At 72.8% G+C, this 20,549-nt stretch carries 22 protein-coding genes, 1 other RNA gene and 1 pseudogene; 16 read left to right on the plus strand and 8 right to left on the minus strand.

All coding sequences use genetic code 11. The features are described 5' to 3' along the window. Window positions 1-128 precede the first annotated feature (128 nt). The 3 genes from ACWCV9_RS09855 to ACWCV9_RS09865 all read left to right on the plus strand — a co-directional run bounded on the left by ACWCV9_RS09855 (window position 129) and on the right by ACWCV9_RS09865 (window position 3,120). Window positions 129-1,004 carry a MaoC/PaaZ C-terminal domain-containing protein gene (locus ACWCV9_RS09855; RefSeq protein ID WP_450785289.1) on the plus strand — a complete coding sequence of 292 codons (876 nt, stop codon included), beginning with the start codon at window positions 129-131 and terminating at the stop codon, window positions 1,002-1,004. Window positions 1,005-1,078: 74 nt separating this feature from the next. After that, complete coding sequence (locus tag ACWCV9_RS09860) at window positions 1,079-2,155, plus strand: Zn-dependent alcohol dehydrogenase (RefSeq protein WP_450785291.1); 1,077 nt, start codon at window positions 1,079-1,081, stop codon at window positions 2,153-2,155. Between the two features lie 23 nt (window positions 2,156-2,178). After that, window positions 2,179-3,120, plus strand: a complete 942-nt coding sequence (locus ACWCV9_RS09865; protein WP_450785780.1) for a 3-oxoacyl-ACP reductase — start codon at window positions 2,179-2,181, stop codon at window positions 3,118-3,120. A 55-nt stretch (window positions 3,121-3,175) separates the two neighbouring features. Here ACWCV9_RS09865 and ACWCV9_RS09870 read toward each other — a convergent pair whose 3' ends face one another. After that, window positions 3,176-3,334 (minus strand): hypothetical protein, encoded by a 159-nt coding sequence (locus tag ACWCV9_RS09870; protein WP_385845184.1) that lies wholly within the window; start codon window positions 3,332-3,334, stop codon window positions 3,176-3,178. 96 nt (window positions 3,335-3,430) lie between these two features. After that, a complete protein-coding gene (locus tag ACWCV9_RS09875; protein ID WP_450785293.1) occupies window positions 3,431-4,693 on the minus strand; it encodes a hypothetical protein in 1,263 nt (420 codons plus the stop codon). A 186-nt stretch (window positions 4,694-4,879) separates the two neighbouring features. On the opposite strand from ACWCV9_RS09875, the gene ACWCV9_RS09880 reads away from it, so the two are divergent. The 3 genes from ACWCV9_RS09880 to ACWCV9_RS09890 are packed head-to-tail and all read left to right on the plus strand — an operon-like array spanning window position 4,880 to window position 7,680. Further along, window positions 4,880-5,737, plus strand: coding sequence for a Nif3-like dinuclear metal center hexameric protein (locus ACWCV9_RS09880; protein WP_450785295.1), 858 nt, complete (start codon window positions 4,880-4,882; stop codon window positions 5,735-5,737). Further along, the gene (locus ACWCV9_RS09885) at window positions 5,734-6,477 is read left to right on the plus strand and encodes a zinc ribbon domain-containing protein (RefSeq protein WP_385845287.1); all 744 of its coding nucleotides are present in this window, start codon (window positions 5,734-5,736) and stop codon (window positions 6,475-6,477) included. The genes ACWCV9_RS09880 and ACWCV9_RS09885 overlap by 4 nt, the downstream gene beginning before the upstream one ends. 21 nt (window positions 6,478-6,498) lie before the next feature. After that, complete coding sequence (locus ACWCV9_RS09890) at window positions 6,499-7,680, plus strand: bifunctional RNase H/acid phosphatase (protein WP_450785296.1); 1,182 nt, start codon at window positions 6,499-6,501, stop codon at window positions 7,678-7,680. On the opposite strand, the gene eda is transcribed toward ACWCV9_RS09890, so the two are convergent. Both eda and yaaA read right to left on the minus strand, forming a co-directional pair. Beyond that, complete coding sequence (gene eda, locus ACWCV9_RS09895) at window positions 7,668-8,303, minus strand: bifunctional 4-hydroxy-2-oxoglutarate aldolase/2-dehydro-3-deoxy-phosphogluconate aldolase (RefSeq protein WP_450785298.1); 636 nt, start codon at window positions 8,301-8,303, stop codon at window positions 7,668-7,670. The two genes, ACWCV9_RS09890 and eda, sit on opposite strands and share 13 nt — an antisense overlap. Before the next feature lie 64 nt (window positions 8,304-8,367). Beyond that, window positions 8,368-9,150 (minus strand): peroxide stress protein YaaA, encoded by a 783-nt coding sequence (gene yaaA / locus ACWCV9_RS09900; RefSeq protein WP_450785299.1) that lies wholly within the window; start codon window positions 9,148-9,150, stop codon window positions 8,368-8,370. 75 nt (window positions 9,151-9,225) lie between these two features. On the opposite strand from yaaA, the gene ACWCV9_RS09905 reads away from it, so the two are divergent. Then, window positions 9,226-10,659 (plus strand): RNB domain-containing ribonuclease, encoded by a 1,434-nt coding sequence (locus ACWCV9_RS09905; protein ID WP_450785301.1) that lies wholly within the window; start codon window positions 9,226-9,228, stop codon window positions 10,657-10,659. Here the strand turns inward: ACWCV9_RS09905 and ACWCV9_RS09910 are convergent. Beyond that, window positions 10,646-11,212: a hypothetical protein gene (locus tag ACWCV9_RS09910; RefSeq protein WP_450785303.1), complete on the minus strand. Its 567-nt coding sequence runs from the start codon at window positions 11,210-11,212 to the stop codon at window positions 10,646-10,648. The genes ACWCV9_RS09905 and ACWCV9_RS09910 overlap by 14 nt on opposite strands. Before the next feature lie 155 nt (window positions 11,213-11,367). Between ACWCV9_RS09910 and ACWCV9_RS09915 the strand changes: the two genes are divergently transcribed. The 3 genes and pseudogenes from ACWCV9_RS09915 to rnpB all read left to right on the plus strand — a co-directional run bounded on the left by ACWCV9_RS09915 (window position 11,368) and on the right by rnpB (window position 13,509). Then, entirely contained in the window at window positions 11,368-12,189 is an 822-nt protein-coding gene (locus tag ACWCV9_RS09915) for a helix-turn-helix domain-containing protein (RefSeq protein WP_450785305.1), read from the plus strand. An 85-nt stretch (window positions 12,190-12,274) separates the two neighbouring features. Continuing rightward, window positions 12,275-12,991 (plus strand): annotated as a pseudogene (locus tag ACWCV9_RS09920) (DMT family transporter); the annotation flags it as partial. A 115-nt stretch (window positions 12,992-13,106) separates the two neighbouring features. Continuing rightward, window positions 13,107-13,509: RNase P RNA component class A (rnpB, locus tag ACWCV9_RS09925), an RNA gene on the plus strand. A 58-nt stretch (window positions 13,510-13,567) separates the two neighbouring features. Here the strand turns inward: rnpB and ACWCV9_RS09930 are convergent. Next, the gene (locus ACWCV9_RS09930; RefSeq protein ID WP_450785307.1) at window positions 13,568-14,089 is read right to left on the minus strand and encodes an NUDIX domain-containing protein; all 522 of its coding nucleotides are present in this window, start codon (window positions 14,087-14,089) and stop codon (window positions 13,568-13,570) included. Next, window positions 14,086-15,351, minus strand: coding sequence for an XRE family transcriptional regulator (locus ACWCV9_RS09935; RefSeq protein WP_450785308.1), 1,266 nt, complete (start codon window positions 15,349-15,351; stop codon window positions 14,086-14,088). Before ACWCV9_RS09935 ends, ACWCV9_RS09930 begins: the two co-directional genes overlap by 4 nt. A gap of 239 nt (window positions 15,352-15,590) precedes the next feature. Here ACWCV9_RS09935 and ACWCV9_RS09940 point away from each other — a divergent pair, with 239 nt between their 5' ends. The 6 genes from ACWCV9_RS09940 (at window position 15,591) to ACWCV9_RS09965 (ending at window position 20,138) form a co-directional block, all read left to right on the plus strand. Beyond that, the gene (locus tag ACWCV9_RS09940; RefSeq protein WP_450785310.1) at window positions 15,591-16,013 is read left to right on the plus strand and encodes an ATP-binding protein; all 423 of its coding nucleotides are present in this window, start codon (window positions 15,591-15,593) and stop codon (window positions 16,011-16,013) included. 259 nt (window positions 16,014-16,272) lie between these two features. Then, the gene (tgmA, locus tag ACWCV9_RS09945) at window positions 16,273-16,539 is read left to right on the plus strand and encodes a putative ATP-grasp-modified RiPP (RefSeq protein WP_450785311.1); all 267 of its coding nucleotides are present in this window, start codon (window positions 16,273-16,275) and stop codon (window positions 16,537-16,539) included. Then, window positions 16,539-17,504: an ATP-grasp ribosomal peptide maturase gene (tgmB, locus tag ACWCV9_RS09950; protein ID WP_450785313.1), complete on the plus strand. Its 966-nt coding sequence runs from the start codon at window positions 16,539-16,541 to the stop codon at window positions 17,502-17,504. Before tgmA ends, tgmB begins: the two co-directional genes overlap by 1 nt. Then, the gene (gene tgmC, locus ACWCV9_RS09955; RefSeq protein WP_450785314.1) at window positions 17,501-18,625 is read left to right on the plus strand and encodes an ATP-grasp peptide maturase system methyltransferase; all 1,125 of its coding nucleotides are present in this window, start codon (window positions 17,501-17,503) and stop codon (window positions 18,623-18,625) included. Before tgmB ends, tgmC begins: the two co-directional genes overlap by 4 nt. Before the next feature lie 148 nt (window positions 18,626-18,773). Further along, window positions 18,774-19,601 carry a hypothetical protein gene (locus ACWCV9_RS09960; RefSeq protein ID WP_450785316.1) on the plus strand — a complete coding sequence of 276 codons (828 nt, stop codon included), beginning with the start codon at window positions 18,774-18,776 and terminating at the stop codon, window positions 19,599-19,601. Between the two features lie 72 nt (window positions 19,602-19,673). Further along, window positions 19,674-20,138 carry a hypothetical protein gene (locus tag ACWCV9_RS09965; protein WP_450785317.1) on the plus strand — a complete coding sequence of 155 codons (465 nt, stop codon included), beginning with the start codon at window positions 19,674-19,676 and terminating at the stop codon, window positions 20,136-20,138. A 21-nt stretch (window positions 20,139-20,159) separates the two neighbouring features. Here ACWCV9_RS09965 and ACWCV9_RS09970 read toward each other — a convergent pair whose 3' ends face one another. Next, the gene (locus ACWCV9_RS09970; protein WP_450785319.1) at window positions 20,160-20,513 is read right to left on the minus strand and encodes a MazG-like family protein; all 354 of its coding nucleotides are present in this window, start codon (window positions 20,511-20,513) and stop codon (window positions 20,160-20,162) included. Window positions 20,514-20,549: the final 36 nt, after the last annotated feature.

Genomic DNA, 20,549 nt, shown 5'->3' on the forward strand with positions numbered 1-20,549 from the left:
TGCGGAGCGCTCGGCTATACAGGGGGCCGCCGGACTGGAACGCGTTCTAGATCCGCCCGTGGACGACCTCGGTGCGGCCGACGGTGCGGACGTCCGCACCGAGGTCTCGAAGACCCGTCAGGAGCCCCATGCCCATCGACGCCGCCAAGGCCCTCGCCGCCGAACCCCGCTCCGGCGAGATCACCTGGACCGCCAAGGACGTCCAGCTCTACCACCTCGGCATCGGCGCGGCCGCCAACCCTGACCGGCCCCACCCCGCCACGGACCCCGACGAACTGCGCTACACCCTGGAGTCCCGGCTGCACGTCCTGCCGAGCTTCGCCACCGTCGCGGGCGCCGGATCCCCCGGCGTGATCAGCGGCTTGTCCATGCCGGGCATCGACGTCGACCTCGCCCGGGTGCTGCACGGCGGCCAGTCGCTCACGATCCACCGGCCCATTCCGGTCCGCGGCACCGCCACCGCCACCTCGCGCATCGCCGCCGTGTACGACAAGGGCAAGGCGGCCCTCCTCGTCCTGCGCACCGACGTCGCCGACGCCGACGGCCCGCTGTGGACGGCCGACGCCCAGATCTTCGTGCGCGGCGAGGGCGGCTGGGGCGGCGACCGCGGCCCCGGCGCCCGCCCCGAGCCGCCCACGGGCGAGCCGGACCGGACCGTCGAACGGCCCGTGCGCGAGGACCAGGCCCTCCTCTACCGCCTCTGCGGCGACCACAACCCCCTGCACGCCGACCCCGAGTTCGCCCGGCGCGCCGGTTTCGACCGGCCCATCCTGCACGGCCTGTGCACCTACGGCATCACCCTCAAGGCGGTCGTGGACACGCTGCTCGGCGGCGACGTCGGCCGGGTGCGCTCGTACACCACCCGGTTCGCCGGAGTGGTGTACCCGGGCGAGACCCTGCGCATCCGCATGTGGCAGGGCGAGGGCGCGGTGCGGGTGGCCGTCGGCGCGGCGGACCGGGACGACGCGCCGGTCCTCACGGACACGGTCGTCGAGCACTCCTGACACCCGCGACCGACACCTGCGACGCCGTACCGCCCGCACCACCGCCCTACCGCCCGAGCGAGGGGAGCCGCACCATGCGCGCAGCCGTACTGCACGAGATCGGCCAGGAGAAGCTGGAGGTCCGCGAGGACGTCGAGGCGGTGGGCTTCGGCCCCGGCCGGGTCCGGGTCCGGGTGCGGGCCACCGGGCTGTGCCACTCCGACCTGTCCGCGATGAGCGGGGTGCTGCCCCAGCCGGCGCCCTTCGTGCCCGGCCACGAGGGCGCGGGCGAGATCCTCGAGGCCGGGGAGGGCGTGGCGCACCTGAAGCCCGGCGACCGGGTCGTGCTGTGCTGGCTGCCCGCCTGCGGTGCCTGCCCCGCCTGCCGGCGCGGCCAGACCCAGCTCTGCCTGGCCGGGTTCCTGAACGCGGGCACCCCCAACTTCCGGCGCCCCGGCGGTGACGTCTTCGGCTTCGCGGGCACCGGCACCTTCGCCGAGGAGGTCGTGGTCGACGCCCGCTGTGCCGTCCCGATCCCCGACGACGTGCCCTACGACATCGCCGCGCTGATCGGCTGCGGGGTCACCACCGGTCTCGGCGCCGCCCTCAACACGGCCGATGTGGCGGCCGGTTCGTCGGTCGCGGTGATCGGCTGCGGCGGCGTCGGCATCTCGGCCGTCCAGGGGGCCCGGCTGAAGGGCGCCGCCGAGATCGTCGCCGTGGACCCGGTCGCCGCCCGGCGCGAGGCGGCCCTCGGCTTCGGCGCCACCAGGGCCGTGGCACCGGACGAACTGCCCGACGCCAGGCAGCAGATCACCGGCGGCGAGGGCTTCGACTACGTCTTCGAGGTCGTCGGCAGGTCCGCCACCGCCCGCACCGCCTACGAGAACACCCGGCGCGGCGGCACCCTGGTCGTGGTCGGGGCCGGCGCCCTGGACGACTTCCTCCAGCTCAACATGTTCGAGCTGTTCTTCGACGAGAAGCGCATCCTGCCCTCCCTGTACGGCGGCGGGGACGTGCTGCGCTCCTACGAACGCACCATCGCCCTGTGGCGGGCCGGCCGGATCGACCTCGCCGGCCTGATCACCCACCGGGTGCGCCTGGCGGAGATCAACGAGGCACTGGACCAGATGCGTACCGGGACGGCCCTGCGTACGTGCATCGAGATCTGAGGACGCGGCCCATGTCACTGCCCATGTCACTGCCGCTCGCCGGACTGTCGGCGATCGTCACCGGCGCCGGACGCGGACTCGGCCGCGCCGAGGCCCTGGAACTCGCCCGGCTCGGCGCGGCCGTCGTCGTCAACGACTACGGCCGGCCTGGTAGGGACGGGACCGGCGAGGCCTCGGCGGGACCGGCCGAGGAGGTCGTCGCCGAGATCCGCGCGGCCGGCGGCACGGCCGTCGCGCACACCGGGGACGTCTCCGACCACCGGCAGGCCGAAGCGCTCGTGCGGTCGGCGATCGAGGAGTACGGCAAGCTCGACATCCTCGTCAACAACGCCGGCATCCTGCGCGACCGCATGGTCTTCTCCATGACCGAGGACGAGTGGGACTCGGTGCTGCGGGTCCACCTCAAGGGCCACTTCAACACCACCCGGTTCGCCGCCGCGCACTGGCGGGAGCGGTCCAAGGCGGCCGGGGGAGAGAAGGTGCACGGGCGGATCGTGAACACCTCCTCGGAGGCGTTCCTCGCCGGATCCGCCGGACAGCCCAACTACGCGGCCGCGAAGGGCGGCATCGTCGGCCTCACCACCTCCACCGCGCTCGCCCTCGCCCGGTACGGCGTCACGGCCAACGCCATCTGCCCGCGCGCCCGGACCCGGATGACCGAGGACGTCTTCGCGGGGTTCACCCGGCCCGAGGAGGGCCTCGACCCGCTGGCCCCCGAGCATGTGGCCCCGCTCGTCGGCTATCTGGCCTCGCCCGCCGCCGCCCGGATCAACGGCCAGCTGCTCGTCGTCCACGGCGGCATGGTCGCGGTCATGGAACGGCCCCGGGTGCGGGCCAAGTTCGACAGCAAGCAGGAGACGTTCACCTACGACGAACTCGACGCGCTGCTCACCCCGCACTACGCGGACCGCCCGGCCGGGGAGACCTTCGCGGCGACCGAGGTACTGGGGCTCAAGCGGGGCTGAACAGAAGAGGGGCCTTCCGTCCGGTGACGGAAGGCCCCCCTCATCTCCACTGCCGTCAGGCGGCTGCCTCGGCCTTCTCCTGGACCGGCTTGCGGTGCCGGCCGTGCGGCGCCGCATCCGTCTCCTGGACCGCGATCGGGCCGCGGTGCCGGCCGTGGCCGGCGTCCTTCTGCGAGTCGGCGGACAGCTGCCCCGTCGTGCTGGTGTCGCTCATCGGAAGAATTCACCCCGTCAACATCATCTTTCGTACAGCCGGGCGAGTGTAACCGGCACACCACGGGCCGAATCCAGGCGCACACGCCAACCGGCACTAGTTCGTTACAAGACGTCCCAGGGGTGCTTGCTGCAACGGCACCGGACGGGCCATCACCGGTTCCACCACGCGTTCCACCAGGCGTTCTTGCACGCATCCCGTGGTGGCCTCCGCCGCCGGCTCCGGACGCTCGGGTTCCACCGGCGCCACCGGCCCCGCCGCCTCCACCGGCTCCGCCCCGGGCACCGTCAGCTCCGCCACCGCACACGCGGTCTCCCGGGTGGAGTACGGCAGCCGCAGTACCCCCGCCGGCGTCCACAGCCCGGCTCCCGGCAGCCAGCCCGCCGGTGCCGCGACATGCCGTACCCGCCGCTCGGCCGGCCGCCAGACGCCCACCCAGGTGCCGAACGGACCGTCGATGCGCAGGGCCACCGCGCAGCCCTCCGGCGTCAGCACCTGCCCCGGCTGGATCGCGAACGGCGTCACCGCGCACTCCGGCATCCGCAGACACTTCGGGAAGCGCACCGGCAGGGTGCTGCCGAGCACCCCCCAGCCCAGCCGCTGCCGCCCGGGGGAGGCCGCGTCGGAGGAGATCAGCAGCAGCCCGCTGTCCAGGTCGGCCAGCAGCAGCCGGTCGTCGCTGTCCTCCGCGATCTGCAACAGCGGCGAGACCTCCGCGCGCTCCAGATCCACCACGACCGTCTTGGTACGACCGCCCAGCTCCCGGTCGAGCGCCAGCAGCCGGCCGCCGCCGTCCAGCCAGACCCCGCCCGAGCAGCGCCCCGGCACCTCGGCGAGCCGCTCCGGACCGAACGCGCCACCCGCCACCAGCCACACCACGCTGGAGCGCGGCCCGACGGCGAGCGCGTACGCCCGCACCCCGTCCGGCGCCGGCGGCAGCAGCCGGAGCCGGATGCCGGGCCCGGGGCAGTCGACCGCGCCCAGCGGCAGCTCGCCGGTGCCGGGCCCGGTCGGGTAGAGCAGCGCGAAGTCGTGCCGGTGCCCGGCCACCAGCCGGTGGATCAGCACCCGGCCGTCGCCCATGGGCTGCACCTCGGTACCGGGCTCCTCCGGCTGGTGGCCGGGGAGCGGCACCGCGTACGGCTCCGGGCCGTCCAGCGTCCAGCGCTCCGGGAACCAGCAGTCGCCGTCCCGGGCGAGCCGGGCGGCGTACGCGCCGTCCGCCGTGAGGGTGCAGCCGGTCTCCGCGCCGTCCGGGGCGCGGCCCGCCGTGCCGGGTGCCGACAGGGAGTCCTCCGCGCCGGTCGACGAGGAGTCCTCGGCACCGGTCGACTGGGGTTCGATCGCACAGGCCGTCATCGTTCGGTCACCTCCAGCGACGAAGCTAGTTTTCGCACGCACGGGCGTGGGACCGGCGGTCGTCGCTTCACACATACGGGTGGTGCAGAAGCGATTCCTCTGAGGAAACCGGGGCTTCTGTGCAGAGCGGGGCCCATCCGCACGGATGGGTACAGCCCCGCAGAACGGCCAGGTAGCCTTACCTTCGTGCCCCGTCTGTCTGAAGTCATCGCCGCGCTGGAGAACCTGTGGCCCCCCGAGCGGGCCGAGTCCTGGGACGCGGTCGGCACGGTCGTGGGCGATCCCGACCAGGAGATCAGCCGGGTCCTGTTCGCCGTCGACCCCGTCCAGGAGATCGTGGACGAGGCGGTGAAGCTCGGCGCCGACCTGCTGGTCACCCACCACCCGCTCTATCTGCGCGGGACGACCACGGTCGCGGCGAGCCACTTCAAGGGCCGCGTGGTGCACACGCTGATCAAGAACGACATCGCGCTGCACGTCGCCCACACCAACGCCGACACGGCGGACCCGGGCGTCTCGGACGCCCTCGCCGGCGCGCTCGACCTCCGCGTCGTACGGCCCCTGGTCCCGGACCCCTCCGACCCGGCCGGCTGCCGGGGCCTCGGCCGGGTCTGCGAACTCGACCACCCGCTCACCGTGCGCGAGCTGGCCGCCCGGGCCGCCGAGCGGCTGCCCGCCACCGCCCAGGGCATCCGGGTGGCCGGCGACCCCGAGGCCGTGGTCCGGACGGTCGCGGTCAGCGGCGGTTCCGGCGACAGCCTCTTCGAGCAGGTCCGCGCGGCCGGCGTCGACGCCTTCCTCACCGCCGACCTGCGCCACCACCCGGCGTCCGAAGCGGTCGCCCAGAGCCCCCTCGCGCTGCTCGACGCGGCGCACTGGGCCACCGAGTGGCCCTGGTGCGAGCTGGCCGCGAGCCAGCTCGACGAGATCTCCGACCGCCACGGCTGGGACCTGCGCGTCCACGTCTCCAAGACGGTCACCGACCCCTGGACCGCCCACGCGGCGTCCACCCCCACCGCTAGCCCCAAGGGAGCCCCCAACTGAACGCCGCGCCCGCCGACCAGATCCGACTCCTCGACGTCCAGGACCTCGACGTCCGCCTTCAGCAGCTCGCGCACAAGCGCAGGTCGCTGCCGGAGCACGCCGAGATCGAGTCGCTGACCAAGGACCTCACGCAGCTGCGCGACCTGCTGGTCGCCGCGCAGACCGAGGAGAGCGACTGCGCCCGCGAGCAGACCAAGGCGGAGCAGGACGTGGACCAGGTGCGCCAGCGCGCCGCCCGCGACCAGCAGCGGCTGGACTCCGGCGCGGTCACCTCGCCGAAGGACCTGTCCAGCCTCCAGCACGAGATCGCCTCGCTCGCCAAGCGCCAGGGCGACCTCGAGGACGTCGTCCTGGAGGTCATGGAGCGCCGCGAGGCCGCGCAGGAGCGGGTGCGGGAGCTGACCGAGCGGGTCGCGTCGGCGCAGTCGAAGATCGACGAGGCGGCCGCCCGCCGCGACGCCGCCTTCGAGCAGATCGACGGCGAGGTCGCCTCGGTCACCAAGGAGCGCGAGGTCGTCGCGGCCTCCGTCCCCGCCGACCTCATGGGCCTGTACGACAAGCTGCGTGCGCAGCAGGGCGGCATCGGCGCGGCCAAGCTGTACGCCCGCACCTGCCAGGGCTGCCGGCAGGAGCTGGCGATCACCGAGCTGAACGAGATCCGCGCGGCCGCGCCGAACACCGTGGTGCGCTGCGAGAACTGCCGCCGGATCCTGGTGCGCACGGCCGAGTCGGGGCTGTAGAGCCGGTAAGGGGCTGAAGGGGTGCGGGAGTTCATCGTCGAGGCCGACGGCGGGTCACGGGGCAACCCCGGGCCCGCCGGCTACGGGGCCGTGGTGCGCGACGCGGCGACGGGCCAGACCCTGGCCGAGGCCGCGGAGTACCTCGGTGTCGCCACCAACAACGTGGCCGAGTACCGGGGCCTGGTGGCCGGCCTGCGCGCCGCCCGCACCCTGGACCCGACGGCGCGGGTCCATGTCCGCATGGACTCCAAGCTGGTCGTCGAGCAGATGTCGGGCCGCTGGAAGATCAAGCACCCGGACCTGAAGCCGCTGGCCACCGAGGCGCGGTCCCTCTTCCCCGCCGACCGGGTCAGCTACGAGTGGATCCCCCGCGCCGAGAACAAGCACGCCGACCGGCTGGCGAACGAGGCGATGGACGCGGGCGCGAGGGGCGAGCAGTGGACGCCGTCCGGCTCGACGGCAGACCTCGCCGACCAGGGTCCGGGGTCTGCTGCCCCGGTCGTCACCCCCGCCCCCGCCGAGCAGCCTCCTGCCCCTGCCGCCACCCCCGCTCCCGGCTGGAGCAGCGCGCCTGACCTCGGGGCTCCCGCCACCCTCGTCCTCCTTCGGCACGGTGAGACCCCGCTGACCCCGCAGAAGCGTTTCTCGGGCAGTGGCGGTACCGACCCCTCCCTCTCCGCCGCCGGCCGTGAACAGGCCCACCGGGTCGCCGAGGCCCTGGCCCGCCGCGGTACCGTCCAGGCCGTCATCGCCTCCCCCCTCGCCCGCACCCGCGAGACCGCCGCGGTGGTCGCCGCGCGCCTCGGCCTGGAGGTCGCCGTCGACGAGGGCCTGCGCGAGACGGACTTCGGCGCCTGGGAGGGCCTCACCTTCGGCGAGGTCCGCGAGCGCTACCCGGACGACCTGAACGCCTGGCTCGCCGACCCGGAGGCCCACCCCACCGGCGGCGGCGAGAGCTTCGCCGAGACGGCCACCCGGATCGCGGCGGCCCGGGACAAGCTGGTCGCGGCGCACGCGGGCCGCACGGTGCTGCTGGTCACGCACGTCACCCCGATCAAGACCCTCGTCCGGCTCGCCCTGGGCGCCCCGCCCGAGGCGCTGTTCCGGATGGAGCTGTCGGCGGCCTCCCTCTCGGCGGTGGCGTACTACGCGGACGGCAACGCGAGCGTCCGGCTGTTCAACGACACCTCTCACCTGCGCTGAGCGCCGAGCCCCGCCGCGGCCCGGGCCAGCGCCTCCACCCGGGCCCAGTCCCCGGTGGCCACCGCGTCCGCCGGGGCGAGCCAACTGCCGCCCACGCAACCGACGTTGGGCAGGGACAGATATTCCGGCGCGTCCGCCGGGCCGATGCCGCCCGTCGGACAGAAGCGGGCCTGCGGCAACGGGCCGGCGAGGGACCGCAGATACGCCGTACCCCCGGCCGCCCGCGCCGGGAAGAACTTCATCTCCCGCACCCCGCGCTCCAGCAGCGCCACGACCTCCGAGGCGGTCGACACCCCGGGCAGGAACGGCACCCCGGACGCCTGCATCGCCGCCAGCAGCGCATCCGTCCAGCCGGGGCTCACCAGGAACCGCGCCCCGGCGGCCGCGCACGCGGAGACCTGATCCGGGGTGAGCACCGTCCCGGCCCCGACCACCGCGTCCGGCACCTCGGCGCCGATCGCCCGGATCGCGTCGAGCGCCGCCGGGGTCCGCAGGGTCACCTCGATCGCGCGCAGCCCGCCGGCCACCAGCGCCCGCGCCAGCGGTACGGCGGTCGCGGCGTCCGGCACGGCCAGCACGGGGACGACGGGCGCGAGGTCCAGCACGGAGTCCGGGACGGTCATGTGCTCATCGTGCCGACGGGCTTCACAGTGCGCAAAGGGCATTGCACAGAGCGCAATGGCAGGGTCAGTGGACCTCGTCCACCAGCACGTCCAGCGACCACGGCCTGCCCACCCGGCCCGGTGCCTCCGCCTCCACCACGTATCCCAGGCCGCGCAGCGCGTCCACCAGCCCGGCTGGGTCCTCCGGCGCGGCCCCGGCCGTCAGCAGGCTCCGTACGATCCGGCCCTTCGTCGCCTTGTTGAAGTGGCTGACGACCTTCCGGGTCGGCGCGTGCAGCACCCGTACCGTCGCCGTACGCCCCGCGACCTCGCCCTTCGGCTTCCAGGCGGCCGCGTAGGCGGAGGAGCGCAGATCCAGCACCAGTCCGTCGCCGGCCGCGGCGGGCAGCACCTCGGCCATCGGGGTCCGCCAGTGCGCCGCCAGCGCCCCGAGACCCGGCAGCTTCACCCCCATCGAGCAGCGGTAGGACGGGATCCGGTCGGTCACCCGCACGGCGCCCCACAGCCCCGAGAAGACGAGCAGCCATTCGGCCGCGCGCCGCCGGGCGGCCGCGTCCAGCGTGGCCAGGCCGAGGGCGTCGTAGAGCACACCGGTGTAGATCTCCCCGGCGGGACGGGCCCCGGCCGTGCGCAGCCCGGCGTTCTTCGCGACCTCGCCGCGCAGCCCCTCGCTCAGGCCGAGCACCCCGCGCGCCTTCTCCTCGTCGGCGGCACACAGCTCGACCAGCTCGCCCAGCACGGCCTCCCGCGCCTCGGTCAGCCCCGGCAGGGACAGCGACGAGAGCTCCAGCGGGACGCCCTCGCCCGAGTTCGCCTTGCCTTCCGACGGCGGCAGCAGGACCAGCACCACGTACTCCTTCAGATAGACCTCCGCGCCAGCGTACGGCGTGCCGCCCCCCGGGCCCCGGCCTAGGCTCGGGGCATGACCCGCCGCATGATCCGGGTGACCGGCGCGCCCGAGGCCCCGCTGCGGGCCGCCCTCGCCGCGCTGCGCACCGAACTCGGCGTGCCGTCCGACTTCCCGCCCGAGGTCAGCGAGGAGGCCGAGCGCGCCGCGAAGAACCCCGCCCCGCTGCCGTACGACGTGACGGACGTCCCCTTCTTCACCGTCGACCCGCCCGGCTCCACCGACCTCGACCAGGCGATGCACCTGTCCCGGCAGGGCGCCGGCTACCGGGTCCGGTACGCCATCGCCGACGTCGCCGCCTTCGTCGTACCCGGCGGCCCGCTGGACGCCGAGGCGCACCGCCGGGTGAACACCCTCTACTTCCCCGACGAGAAGATCCCCCTGCACCCGGCCGTCGTCGGCGAGGGCGCTGCCAGCCTGCTGCCGGACCAGGTCAGGCCGGCCGTGCTGTGGACCCTCGACCTGGACGCCGACGGCCGGACCGGCGCGGTGGACGTGCGCCGGGCCCTCGTCCGCAGCCGCGCCCGGCTCGACTACGCGGGCGTCCAGCGGGCCATCGACGCGGGGACGGCGGAGGAGCCGGTCGCCCTGCTCAAGGAGATCGGCGAGGCCCGGGAACGGCTGGAGGTGGCACGCGGCGGCATCTCGCTCAACGTCCCCGAACAGGAGATCGCCGAGCAGGACCACAGCTACCTCCTGCGCTACCGCGCCCCCCTGCCCGCCGAGGCCTGGAACGCCCAGATCTCGCTGCTCACCGGCATGGCCGCCGCCGAGCTGATGCTCACCCACGGCACCGGCATCCTGCGCACCCTCCCGGCCGCCCCGGACGGCGCGGTGGCCCGGCTCCGCCGTACCGCCGTCGCCCTGCACATCGACTGGCCGCACCATGTGTCGTACGCGGCCCTGATCCGCTCCCTCAACCCGCACGCCCCGCACCACGCGGCCTTCCTCCAGGAGTGCACGACCCTGCTGCGGGGCGCCGGCTACACCGTCTTCCGGGACGGCGCCCTGCCCGCGATCACCACGCACGCCGCCGTCGCCGCCCCGTACACCCACTGCACGGCCCCGCTGCGCCGGCTCGCCGACCGCTACGCCGCCGAGATCTGCCTCGCCGCCGTCGCCGGCCGCCCCGCGCCCGACTGGGTGCTCGCCGCGCTGGACGCGCTGCCCGGGCGGATGGCCGAGGGGGCGCGCCGTGCGGGCACGGTCGAGCGGGAGTGCGTCGACCTCGTGGAGGCGGCCCTGCTCCGGGACCGGGTCGGGGAGGTGTTCGAAGGCCTCGTGGTGGACGTCGAGGAGGCTCACCCCACGGCCGGGACCGTGCAGCTGGCGGCCCCCGCCGTCGTCGGCCGGGTCGAGGGCGGGCGGCTGCCGCTCGGCGAACGGCTGCGCGTCCGGCTGGTCCGGGCCGACCCGGGCACGGCGAAGGTGCTGTTCACGCCCGTGTGAGCGCCTGGACCAGGGCACCGGGGTCGTCGGCGTGCAGCCGCACCACACGCACGTCCCGGCGCCGCCCGAGGAACGACAGATGGCGCACGGGCTCGGCCAGCTCCAGCGTCACCGACGTCCGGGACCCGACGGCGAGATCGAGCGCGTCGTCGTCCGGCCGGTGGGTGGTCCGCGTCTCACGGCGTACGGCGGTGATCGCGGCCAGCGGGATCCGCAGGTCGACATGGACGCCGTACCGCACCCGCAGCGCCTCCCCGGTCAGCACGTGCGGGCGGACCACGCAGGCCGCGTGCACCCCGGCCACGAGCAGCACGGTGTAGACGTCCAGCACCAGCATGGCGTCGTGCGCGGCGGGCCAGTCGCGCAGCATCACCGCGACGCCGACCGCCTCGACGACGCACACGAAGGCGAGCCCCGCCATCGTCGCACCCTGCCCGCGCGCGTACCCGAAGGCCCGCCCGGCGGCGGTGCCCTGGGTGCGCCGGGCCAGCCACAGCGCCAGGCTCGCGTAGAGCCGTATCTCGTGCCCGCACAGCCGCCGCAGTGTCGTCATCTCACCTCCCTGGTAAGGGAGTTCAGCCTACGGGCGATCACCGCGGGGCGCCGGGCCGCAGTGGCCCCGGCCGCGCGCCCCCGGCATGGAAGCAGGACGGCCCCGCAGGCGTTGCACCCTTCGCACGGAGTACGGCAACGGGGGGCGGGGGCACGATGGTGGAGAAGGCGCTGTGGACACGGGCGCGGCTGGGCCGGTGCGGGCCCCCGCTGGACCTGCTGACCGCCAGTTTCCGCCGCCATGTCTACGCCCCGCACTCCCATGACGAGTACACCGTCGGGGTGTGCGTCGGCGGCTCCGAGGTGATCGACTACCGGGGCGGCCACATCCGCACCGGCCCCGGCGCGATCGTGGTCCTGGAGCCGGGCGAGACGCACACCGGCGGTCCCGGAAGCGTCGGCGAGGGCTACGCGTACCGGGCCCTGTACGCCGAGCCGTCGCTGCTGTCCGACGGCACCCTCGGCGGCCTCCCGCACTTCCGCGAACCGCTCGTGCACGACCCCGAACTGGTCGCAGCCCTCCGCCTCGCCCACACGGACCTGAGCGTCTGCCCCGACCCGCTGGAGGCCGAGTCCCGCCTCCCCTGGCTGCTGACGGCCCTGGCCCAGCGCCACTCCACGGCCCGGCCGGTCCTGGACCGCGTCCCGGGCGCGGCCGGCCTGGCCCGCACCGTCCGCGACCGGCTGGCCGACGAACTCACCGACCCGCCCTCCCTCGCCCTGCTCGCCGCCGACCTGGGCGTCTCCCGCTACCAGCTGCTGCGCGCCTTCCGTACGACGATGGGGATACCCCCCTACGCCTGGCTGGCCCAGTACCGGGTGAACCGGGCCCGGGGGCTGCTCGCCGCGGGCCTGCGCCCGGCCGAGGTGGCGGGGCTGGTGGGCTTCGCCGACCAGGCCCATCTGACCCGCTGGTTCCGCCGGGTGCTCGGGGCGACCCCGGCGGCGTACCGCAACAGCGTTCAAGACGCGGGGTGAGGCGGCGGCCGAAACTCGTCCCATGACTGCACGTGGCTGGTTTCTGTTCTCCCTGATGGGAGTGGTCTGGGGCATTCCCTATCTGATGATCAAGGTGGCGGTGGACGCGGTGTCCCCGCCCGTCGTGGTGTTCACGCGCTGCGCCCTCGGCGCGGTCCTGCTGCTGCCCTTCGCCCTCCGCCAGGGCGGGCTCGCCGGCACCGTCCGCACCCACTGGCGCCCCCTGCTGGCCTTCGCGGTCCTGGAGATCATGGGCCCCTGGTTCACCCTCACCGACGCGGAGCGGCACCTGTCGAGCTCCACGGCCGGCCTGCTGATCGCGGGCGTACCGATCGTCGGTGTGCTGCTGGGCCGGTTCTTCGGCGAGGCGGAGCGCCTGGGAGCCCGGCGGCTCACCGGCCTGGCCCTGGGCCTCGCGGGCGTGACGGTCCTGACCGTCCCGCATCTGACCGGGGGCGACACGCTCTCCCTGGGCGAGGTGCTGCTGACGGTCCTGGGCTACGCGACCGCCCCCCTGATAGCCGCGCGCAGTCTGAAGAACGTGCCGTCCCTGCATCTGACGGCCGCCTGTCTGACCCTGGCGGCCCTGGTCTACGCCCCCGCCGCGGTCCTCACCCGGCCCTCCTCCCTGCCCTCGCCGTCCGTCCTGGCGGCACTGGCCGGCCTGGGCGTGATCTGCACGGCGGTGGCCTTCGTCGCCTTCCTGGAACTGATCAAGGAGGCGGGCCCGAGCCGGGCGACGGTCATCACCTATGTGAACCCGGCGGTGGCCGTGGCGGCGGGCGCCCTGCTGCTGCACGAGCCGCTGACCCTCACCGTCCTGGCCGCGTTCGCCCTGATCCTGGCGGGCTCGGTCCTCGCGACGGCCGCCGGTCCGCGCCGCGGCTCCCGCCCGGTACCATGGTCGGCACGGCAGACGAGCCGGGCGGGCGGCCGCGTGGAGTCCCCCTAGGGGGCTTCCCGAGGAACGTCCGGGCTCCACAGGGCAGGGTGGTGGCTAACGGCCACCCGGGGTGACCCGCGGGACAGTGCCACAGAAAGCAGACCGCCGGGGACCTCGGTCCTCGGTAAGGGTGAAACGGTGGTGTAAGAGACCACCAGTGCCCAGGGTGACCTGGGCAGCTAGGTAAACCCCACCCGGAGCAAGGTCAAGAGGAGACACCCCGGTGTCTCTGCGCGGACGATCGAGGGCTGCCCGCCCGAGTCCGCGGGTAGACCGCACGAGGCCGACGGCAACGTCGGTCCTAGATGGATGGCCGTCGCTCCAGGGCCCGCGAGGACCCTGGAGAACAGAACCCGGCGTACAGCCCGACTCGTCTGCCCCTCAGGGCTTCCGACCAGCGAGAACGCAGGTCAGAGGCTCTTTTTCGCGCCATGATCACATGAGTGGTGCGCCGTCGCGGAGGTACAGCGGCCGGCCGGCGTCCAGTGCCTTCAGGGCGTGCTCGAACCGGCGCAGGATGCGGTCCCGGAGGCGATCGGCGGCTTCGGTGGTCGTGACGAAGGCGGCTTCGGACAGCTCGTCGTCTCGTGGCCGTAGCCGGTCGGCCTGCTCCTCGTCCAGGGTGCCGCCGTCGAAGATGAACGCGAGCTGATCATCCCAGGGGCCGTGCGGGGCCACCCAGTCCACCACCAGCAGTCCGAGCAACGTGACGCGTAGGCCGAGTTCCTCCATCAGCTCGCGGCGCACGGTGTCCTCCGGCGGCTCGTTGGCCTCTGCCATCCCGCCGGGCAGATCCCAGCCCGGTTTGTAGGTGGGATTCACCAGGAGCACACGGCCGGACGGGTCCCGCAGCAGCACATCGGCCGCCACGCGCTTGCGGGCCTGCTTGGCGTTGCCCTCCGCGAGGTACGCGTTCCACGCGTCGGTGTCGGCAGGATCGGGTGCTGTGGGCCTCATACGGTGGTGCCTCCCGGGGACGGCGGGATCAGATCGGCCAGCAGAAGCATTCTGGCGCGGCGTGCATCATCGAACCGCGCCAGGTACTCCCGGACCGGCCGGTACCCCCGGTGCGGCTCCAGCAGCCGTCGTAGCCCGTCGAGCTGCTGCACCACCCGGACCGATCCGAGGGTCGGGCTCGTACCGAGCAGGTCGTGGCCGACGCTCACCGCGGAGTCCAGGTCACCCCGGCGCACGTGGATGTCCACCAGGCTGATCCGGCTGAGAGCCAGCGACCGCGCCCGCCCCGCCTCGCGCAGCGCAACGGCTTGTTCGGCGTGCGACAGCGCCTCGTCGTACTGCTCCAGGTCACGCATGATCAGGGCTGACTCGCTGGCCAGCGCGGCGGCGTCGAACGGGCTCAGCCACGGGTGATCAGCAGCGGGTGAGGCCTCCAGGTCACGGTGCGCGGCTTCCAGCGCGTGGGCGGCCGGGGTGCGCTGAGCCGCGACCGCCAGCGCACGCGCTTGCATGGTGTGCAGCCGTGCCGTCAGCGCGGGAATCCGAGGCCCCTGTCTGGCCAGGTCGAGCCCGGTCCGCGCCCAGCCGACAGCCCCGGCCGCGTCCCCGGTCTCAAGGGCGAGGTGGCTGCTGCTCGCTGCGACGTGTGCGGCCAACGGGAGGTCACCAGAGGTGCGGGCCAGATGCAGAGCGCGGGCGAAGTGCTGCGCCGCGCGGTCGTCATGACCGGAGTCGTGAGCCATCCAGCCCGCCATCTCGGTCAACGCGGCTGCGGCGGCGAACACCTGCGGACCGCTGCCGATGTCGACCAGCCGGGGCGCCACCCGGTCCGACAGGTGCCGGACGACAGCACCGTACAACCTGCCGCCGCCGGCCTGCCGGTCAGCGCTGCGGAAATGATCCACCGCCACCAGGTCGTCACCGTCCGGCGGTGGCCGGTCCATCCGCTCGTGCTCGGCGGTCGCCGGCGCCGGCTCCCAGGAGCGTCGAGCCAGCCCCAGCAGATGGCCGGGGATGTGGAAGGCGTCGGCGATCTGCTCGAACAGGGTCAGCTTCTCCACCCGGCTCTTGCCGTTCATGTAGTCGTACAGCCGCCCCTGCGTGATGTCGACGGCGGCAGCGATGCGCCGCGTACTGACACCGCGCGCATTGAGCATCCGGAACACCGCGCCCATGTCCCGCTCGGCGCACGCATGGAGCAGGCTCTCATCCCCGAGCAGACCGGCGACGACCGCACGCGGGTCCGGTGACAGACGGTCCATCTGCAACTCCCCAGAGTGGCGAATGGAGTCGATGCTAAGGCCAACGCAGCTCGCCTGACTCCGTGTTGGAGTCACCTTCTGGAGTCTCCCCATCCCGTTCTTCACGCGTTGACTGGCTGTCAGCTGCCGGGAGACGCACCCGTGAACGCACCTCGGCGCGGCCCCGCCCGCAGGCTTCTCCCCGAGGCACGCGGGCGGGGCTTCCCTCCAGCCGCCCAGACCTAGGCGTGACGACGACCATGACCAACGAGCGAGTGAGTCCAGGGCAGTACCCGCGCCAGAGCGCCACCCTCGCGAGCGAGGCCGCCAGCGTTCCGGTGGCGCGTCGGATAGTCCGGGAGGCATGCGCGGAGTGGGGCATGGACCAGGGCGCCGCAGAGACCGGCACGCTCCTGATCTCCGAAATCGTCACCAATGCAGTCCGCCACGGTCACTCTCACAGCTTTCGGGTGATCGCCGAGCAGCCGCGCCCCGGCCGGCTCCGCGTAGCGGTGGTCGACACGTCCCGCCGCATGCCCGAGCTGCGCATCGTTGGTCCGGACGCCATCGGGGGCCGTGGCCTCTTCCTGGTCGACGCCCTCTCCGACCGCTGGGGAACCGATCTCCTTCCCTGGGGCAAGCGTGTCTGGGCTGAGATCGCGATCAAGGTCGGCGGCCAATGACCGGCCGCCACCGCATGCTGCAAGCCGACGGGGTAACCGCCGGCACCGTGCTCCTGGGAGCTGTCGCCGTCGGGCTCGGGCTGGTGGTGTCCATGGTCTTCGACGAAGTCCACACGGGGTCTGCCCCGACTGCCTACTCCGTTCCCGACAAGTGGCCGCACCCAGCACCTCTCGCCACATCAGACCGCCCGCACAGCCCCTCTTGAAAGCCCGGGCGGCGACCGCTGCCTGTTGGATTACCTGAGAGAAGAGGAAACTCATGCAACAGCCCTTGACGTCACTGGCCCAGGTCAAGCCCTGGGGACTCGGACGCATGCGGCCCTACCCGACTGCGGCCGTCCTCCCCGCCGCCCGGCCCGTCCTCGACCCGCACACGCAGGTCCCCGCATGGGTCGGCCCCGACGGCGCACCGCTGACGGCGGAGGCCAAGCACAAGCGGTCGGAGACGTCGCAGGAGACGAGCACGAAGACCAGCCTGGACGGCACCCCGGACCAGGGCAGCGACCAGAACGGGGACTCTGACTGATGGCTGTGGGTGGGCCGCCCGTCCTCGTCGTCACGCGCCTGGACGACGCGACTGCGGATGAAGTGATCACCGAACTGAACCGGCGTCGCGTGCCTGTGGTCCGCCTGGACCCCGGCGACTTTCCCCGCGAGGTGACCCTGTCCGGCACCTTCGCCGGAATCGGGACCGGCGGCACTCTCGTCACCGCGTCCCGGAGCGTCGACCTGGGGAACGTCCGCTCGGTGTACTGGCGGCGGCCCACCCCCTACACCGCCGACCTCGCCATGGATGAGCAGACCGGCCGATGGGCCGTCGAGGAAGCCCGGTACGGGCTCGGCGGCATTCTCGCCGCTCTCCCCGGGGCGCACTACCTGAACCACCCATGGCGCAACCGGGACGCCGAGTACAAGCCGGCACAACTGGCCACGGCTGCTGCCTGTGGCTTCACTGTGCCACCCACGCTCATCACCAACGACCCCGAACGCGCCCGTACCTTCGTCGCCGAACACGGGCCGGTCCTCTACAAGCCGCTCAGGGAAACCGAGTACGCCGATGACACCGGCCGCGCGCTGACCGTGTGGATCGAGGACGTCACCCCATGCCAGATCGACAGCCGTCTACGGCACACGGCACACCTGTTTCAGCAGCGCGTCAGCAAGTCCGCCGACATCCGCCTCACCGCCGTCGGCGACCACCTCACCGCCGTCCGTATCGACGGTTCACCCGGCGTGGACTGGCGACGCCATTACGACCGGCTCGCCTACAGCCCCCTGCCCGTTCCCCCGGTCATCGTCAGAGGAGTGCGCGCCTACCTCGACGCTTTCGGACTCAGCTTCGGTGCCTTTGACTTCGGTCTCGACCGTGACGGCGTCTGGCACTGGTACGAGTGCAATCCCAACGGTCAGTGGGCCTGGTTCCCCGACCACATCACTGCTCCCATCAAGCACGCCATCGCCGACCGCCTACACCATGGAGCCCCTGCATGACCGACCCCGCAGACCTGCGCCGCCGACTTGCCGCCGCTGTCCCGGTGGACGACCCGGCGTGGCGCACAGCCCTCGAAACGGTGCCCCGCGAACTCTTCGTGAGCGACGGCCTGTTCCAGTTCGACGGCCGCCGATGGACCCCCGTGCACCGCGACCGGACCGATCCCGGCGAGTGGCTGCGGCTCGTCTACCAGGACACCACCTGGGTCACCCAGGTCGAAGGCACCACCGCCGTCGATGCCACCGGACCCGTCACCGGCCGCCCCACCTCGTCCAGCACGCTGCCCTCCCTGATCGTGCGCATGCTCGACGTCGCCGGGATCGGCGAGGGGCACAAGGTGCTGGAGATCGGCACCGGCACCGGCTATTCCACCGCCATCCTGTGCAGCCGCCTCGGCGACAACAACGTGTACTCCATCGAGTACGACCCTGGCCTGGCCGTCGCGGCGGCCGACCACATCCACGCTGCCGGATATCACCCCACTCTGATCACCGGTGACGGCCTCGCCGGGCACAAGGACGACGCCGAATACGACCACATCGTGGCCACCTGCGCCGTCCGCCACATCCCACCGGCCTGGCTGTCCCAAGTACGCGCCGGCGGAACCATCACCACCACCATCAGCGGATGGATGCTCGCCTCCGGACTCGTCCGCCTCACCGTCCAGGACGACGGCACCGCCACCGGCCGCTTCCACCCCGACCGGATCAGCTACATGCTCGCCCGCCCCCACGAACGCCCACCCCGACCCACCTTCCAGCAGCATCCCGGCCGCACCCGCCCCACTCGGGTGAACCCTGCACTCCTGGAAGGCTGGACCGGGCAGTTCCTCGCCCAGCTCGCCGCACCGTCCGCCGAACTCATGACCACTGGCACGGGCGTGATCCTCGTGGACGTCGCCACCGGATCCCAGGCGTGGACCGAACCGGCCGGAGGCGGCTGGACCGTGCACCAGCACGGCCCTCTTCGCCTCTGGGATCAGGTGGAAGACGCTCTCACTGTCTGGCAGGACGCGGGCTCACCCCCACACACGGACCTCGGCCTGACCGTGGACTCGGACGGCACCCAACGCGTGTGGCTCGGAACACCCGATGGCCGCTCCTGGAGCCTGCCGGTCTGACCTGCCGATGGCAAGCTCTGTATGCCGCGAGGAAAATGAATTATTGGCCTGAGATATTACTCAGCGTCAATGGTGGTCAATGCGTGGCCCGTTGTTCCGCTAGGCTGCCGCCTCTCAGGGCGACTATGAGGCGGACGGGGCGGGAGCCATGAAGCAGCAATCGAATCGCGAGGAATCCGAGACCGGTCAGGGACATCGCTTCAAGTGGCGCAGAGGGCTGCTGGAAGGCGAGTACGAAGGGCCGGCGGCGGCCAGGGACAGCGGCTCGAAAACGATCATCTTTATCGTCGCGGGAATCGTCGTGGTCAGCGCGGTTTCCGCGGTGATCGTCCTGAAGCCGTTCCAGGGAGGCGCGCAGGACGCGAACGCGGGCACGGGCCCCACGCCGTCGAAGAGTGCGGTGGTGCACGGCGGCGACGCGGGGCAGAAGGGCGGGGCGTCGAGCCCGGTGCAGCCCGCTCAGGACCAGTCTTCTTCCGACCGGTCCGAGCCGTCGTCGAGCCCGTCCGCGAGCCCCGTCTACACCGTCGAGCGGACCGGTGATCTCCGGCTGAACCGGCCCGAGACCCCGCTCTATGTGGACTTCGACGCGCGCAGCTGGGCGCGGGCGATCAGCGACGACGCGTTCACTGTGATGTCCGAGGGCGACAAAACCAAGTTCGATCTTTCCTATATGAACTCGGACGAGGGTGCTCTCAGCGTGATGAACGAGCGCCAGTTCGGGATTCTCAAACCCGGTGTCGACGCCACGGCGGATTCGTGTCTGGACGCGACGGGGTCGGCTCCCTGGACCAGCAGCTTTATGAATCACTACGGCAATGCGAAAGAGGAGGGGCTCGTCGAGGGGGCCACGCTCTGCTCGGTGACCGAGGAAGGGCGTGTGGTCGCGGCCAAGGTCGTCAAGGTCTATACGCCGGACAACTACGCTCCCTATATCGATCTCTCGGTCAGGGTGTGGAAGCCGGCCGCGGTCTGAGGGGCGGGGCGGGTCCCTGTGCGGGTCGTGATTGGATCTTGGGGTTCGTATCAGGACCAGGAACGGGGACTCATGTTCAGGACGCTTCAGGGTGCCATCGTGGGCGTCGCGGCGGCGGCGCTGCTGACGGGCTGCGGCGGTGGCGGCGGCGGGAAGGGCACGGACCAGGGCAAGGGCGCGGACAGCGGCCACGGCAAGGTGGCCGTGTCGCAGTCCGCCACCCCGCCGGCCGGTGCCGACGGGGCGGTGCACGAGGTGACGATGGAGGTGACCGGCACCGGCACCACCCAGGTCATGTACCACGCGGCGAGCAGCGGCTTCGAGAAGCACCAGCTGCCCTGGACCAAGACGGAGAAGGTCACGCTCACCGACGCGGAGCAGAAGGTCGGCTACCTGGTCTCGGTCGTGCCCGGCTCGGTCCAGGCCGCGGACGGCACCCTCACGATGGGCGGCTGCGTGATCAAGGTCGACGGCAAGCAGGTCGCCGACAACGACGGGGGCAAGGTGGCCAAGGGCTGCGAGTACAAGATCAAGTAGGGCTCCCGAGGGTGGCCGATGCTAGGCCCGCCCCTCCGGGCGCAGCGGGCGGGCCTGCACTCTCGCCAGGTGGTGGTCGAACACCTCCCGCGCCTGCGGGGTCAGCGTGCGCAGCGCCACCAGGGCCGTGATCGCCACGTCGCACAGTTCCGCCTGCACGTCCTCCCAGGTGTGGGTGACGCCCTTGCGGGGGTTCTGGCCGGTCGTGCCGATGATCGCCTCCGCGACCTCGCCGACCTCCTCGGAGAGCTTGAGCACGCGCAGCAGGAGGCCCTCGGTGCCGGTGTGGGTGCGAGTGGCCTCCAGGCGGGACCAGAGCGCGTCGACGGTGGGCCAGAGCAGGGGAGTGGCGGCGGCGGGGTCCTGAGCGTTCATGGCCCGCAGCCTGCCACGCCGCCGCGCGCTGCGTGC

This window comes from Streptomyces sp. NPDC001606, assembly GCF_053596835.1.

What these genes read in the sequence shown, in the direction of transcription:
- ACWCV9_RS09855 (WP_450785289.1), top strand. Translation starts at nt 129, where the DNA reads ATGCCCATCGACGCCGCCAAGGCCCTCGCCGCCGAACCCCGCTCCGGC.
- ACWCV9_RS09860 (WP_450785291.1), top strand. Translation starts at nt 1,079, where the DNA reads ATGCGCGCAGCCGTACTGCACGAGATCGGCCAGGAGAAGCTGGAGGTC.
- ACWCV9_RS09865 (WP_450785780.1), top strand. Translation starts at nt 2,179, where the DNA reads ATGTCACTGCCGCTCGCCGGACTGTCGGCGATCGTCACCGGCGCCGGA.
- ACWCV9_RS09870 (WP_385845184.1), bottom strand. Translation starts at nt 3,334, where the DNA reads ATGAGCGACACCAGCACGACGGGGCAGCTGTCCGCCGACTCGCAGAAG.
- ACWCV9_RS09875 (WP_450785293.1), bottom strand. Translation starts at nt 4,693, where the DNA reads ATGACGGCCTGTGCGATCGAACCCCAGTCGACCGGTGCCGAGGACTCC.
- eda (WP_450785298.1), bottom strand. Translation starts at nt 8,303, where the DNA reads ATGACCGTCCCGGACTCCGTGCTGGACCTCGCGCCCGTCGTCCCCGTG.
- ACWCV9_RS09905 (WP_450785301.1), top strand. Translation starts at nt 9,226, where the DNA reads ATGACCCGCCGCATGATCCGGGTGACCGGCGCGCCCGAGGCCCCGCTG.
- ACWCV9_RS09910 (WP_450785303.1), bottom strand. Translation starts at nt 11,212, where the DNA reads ATGACGACACTGCGGCGGCTGTGCGGGCACGAGATACGGCTCTACGCG.
- ACWCV9_RS09915 (WP_450785305.1), top strand. Translation starts at nt 11,368, where the DNA reads ATGGTGGAGAAGGCGCTGTGGACACGGGCGCGGCTGGGCCGGTGCGGG.
- ACWCV9_RS09930 (WP_450785307.1), bottom strand. Translation starts at nt 14,089, where the DNA reads ATGAGGCCCACAGCACCCGATCCTGCCGACACCGACGCGTGGAACGCG.
- ACWCV9_RS09935 (WP_450785308.1), bottom strand. Translation starts at nt 15,351, where the DNA reads ATGGACCGTCTGTCACCGGACCCGCGTGCGGTCGTCGCCGGTCTGCTC.
- ACWCV9_RS09940 (WP_450785310.1), top strand. Translation starts at nt 15,591, where the DNA reads ATGACCAACGAGCGAGTGAGTCCAGGGCAGTACCCGCGCCAGAGCGCC.
- tgmA (WP_450785311.1), top strand. Translation starts at nt 16,273, where the DNA reads ATGCAACAGCCCTTGACGTCACTGGCCCAGGTCAAGCCCTGGGGACTC.
- tgmB (WP_450785313.1), top strand. Translation starts at nt 16,539, where the DNA reads ATGGCTGTGGGTGGGCCGCCCGTCCTCGTCGTCACGCGCCTGGACGAC.
- tgmC (WP_450785314.1), top strand. Translation starts at nt 17,501, where the DNA reads ATGACCGACCCCGCAGACCTGCGCCGCCGACTTGCCGCCGCTGTCCCG.
- ACWCV9_RS09960 (WP_450785316.1), top strand. Translation starts at nt 18,774, where the DNA reads ATGAAGCAGCAATCGAATCGCGAGGAATCCGAGACCGGTCAGGGACAT.
- ACWCV9_RS09965 (WP_450785317.1), top strand. Translation starts at nt 19,674, where the DNA reads ATGTTCAGGACGCTTCAGGGTGCCATCGTGGGCGTCGCGGCGGCGGCG.
- ACWCV9_RS09970 (WP_450785319.1), bottom strand. Translation starts at nt 20,513, where the DNA reads ATGAACGCTCAGGACCCCGCCGCCGCCACTCCCCTGCTCTGGCCCACC.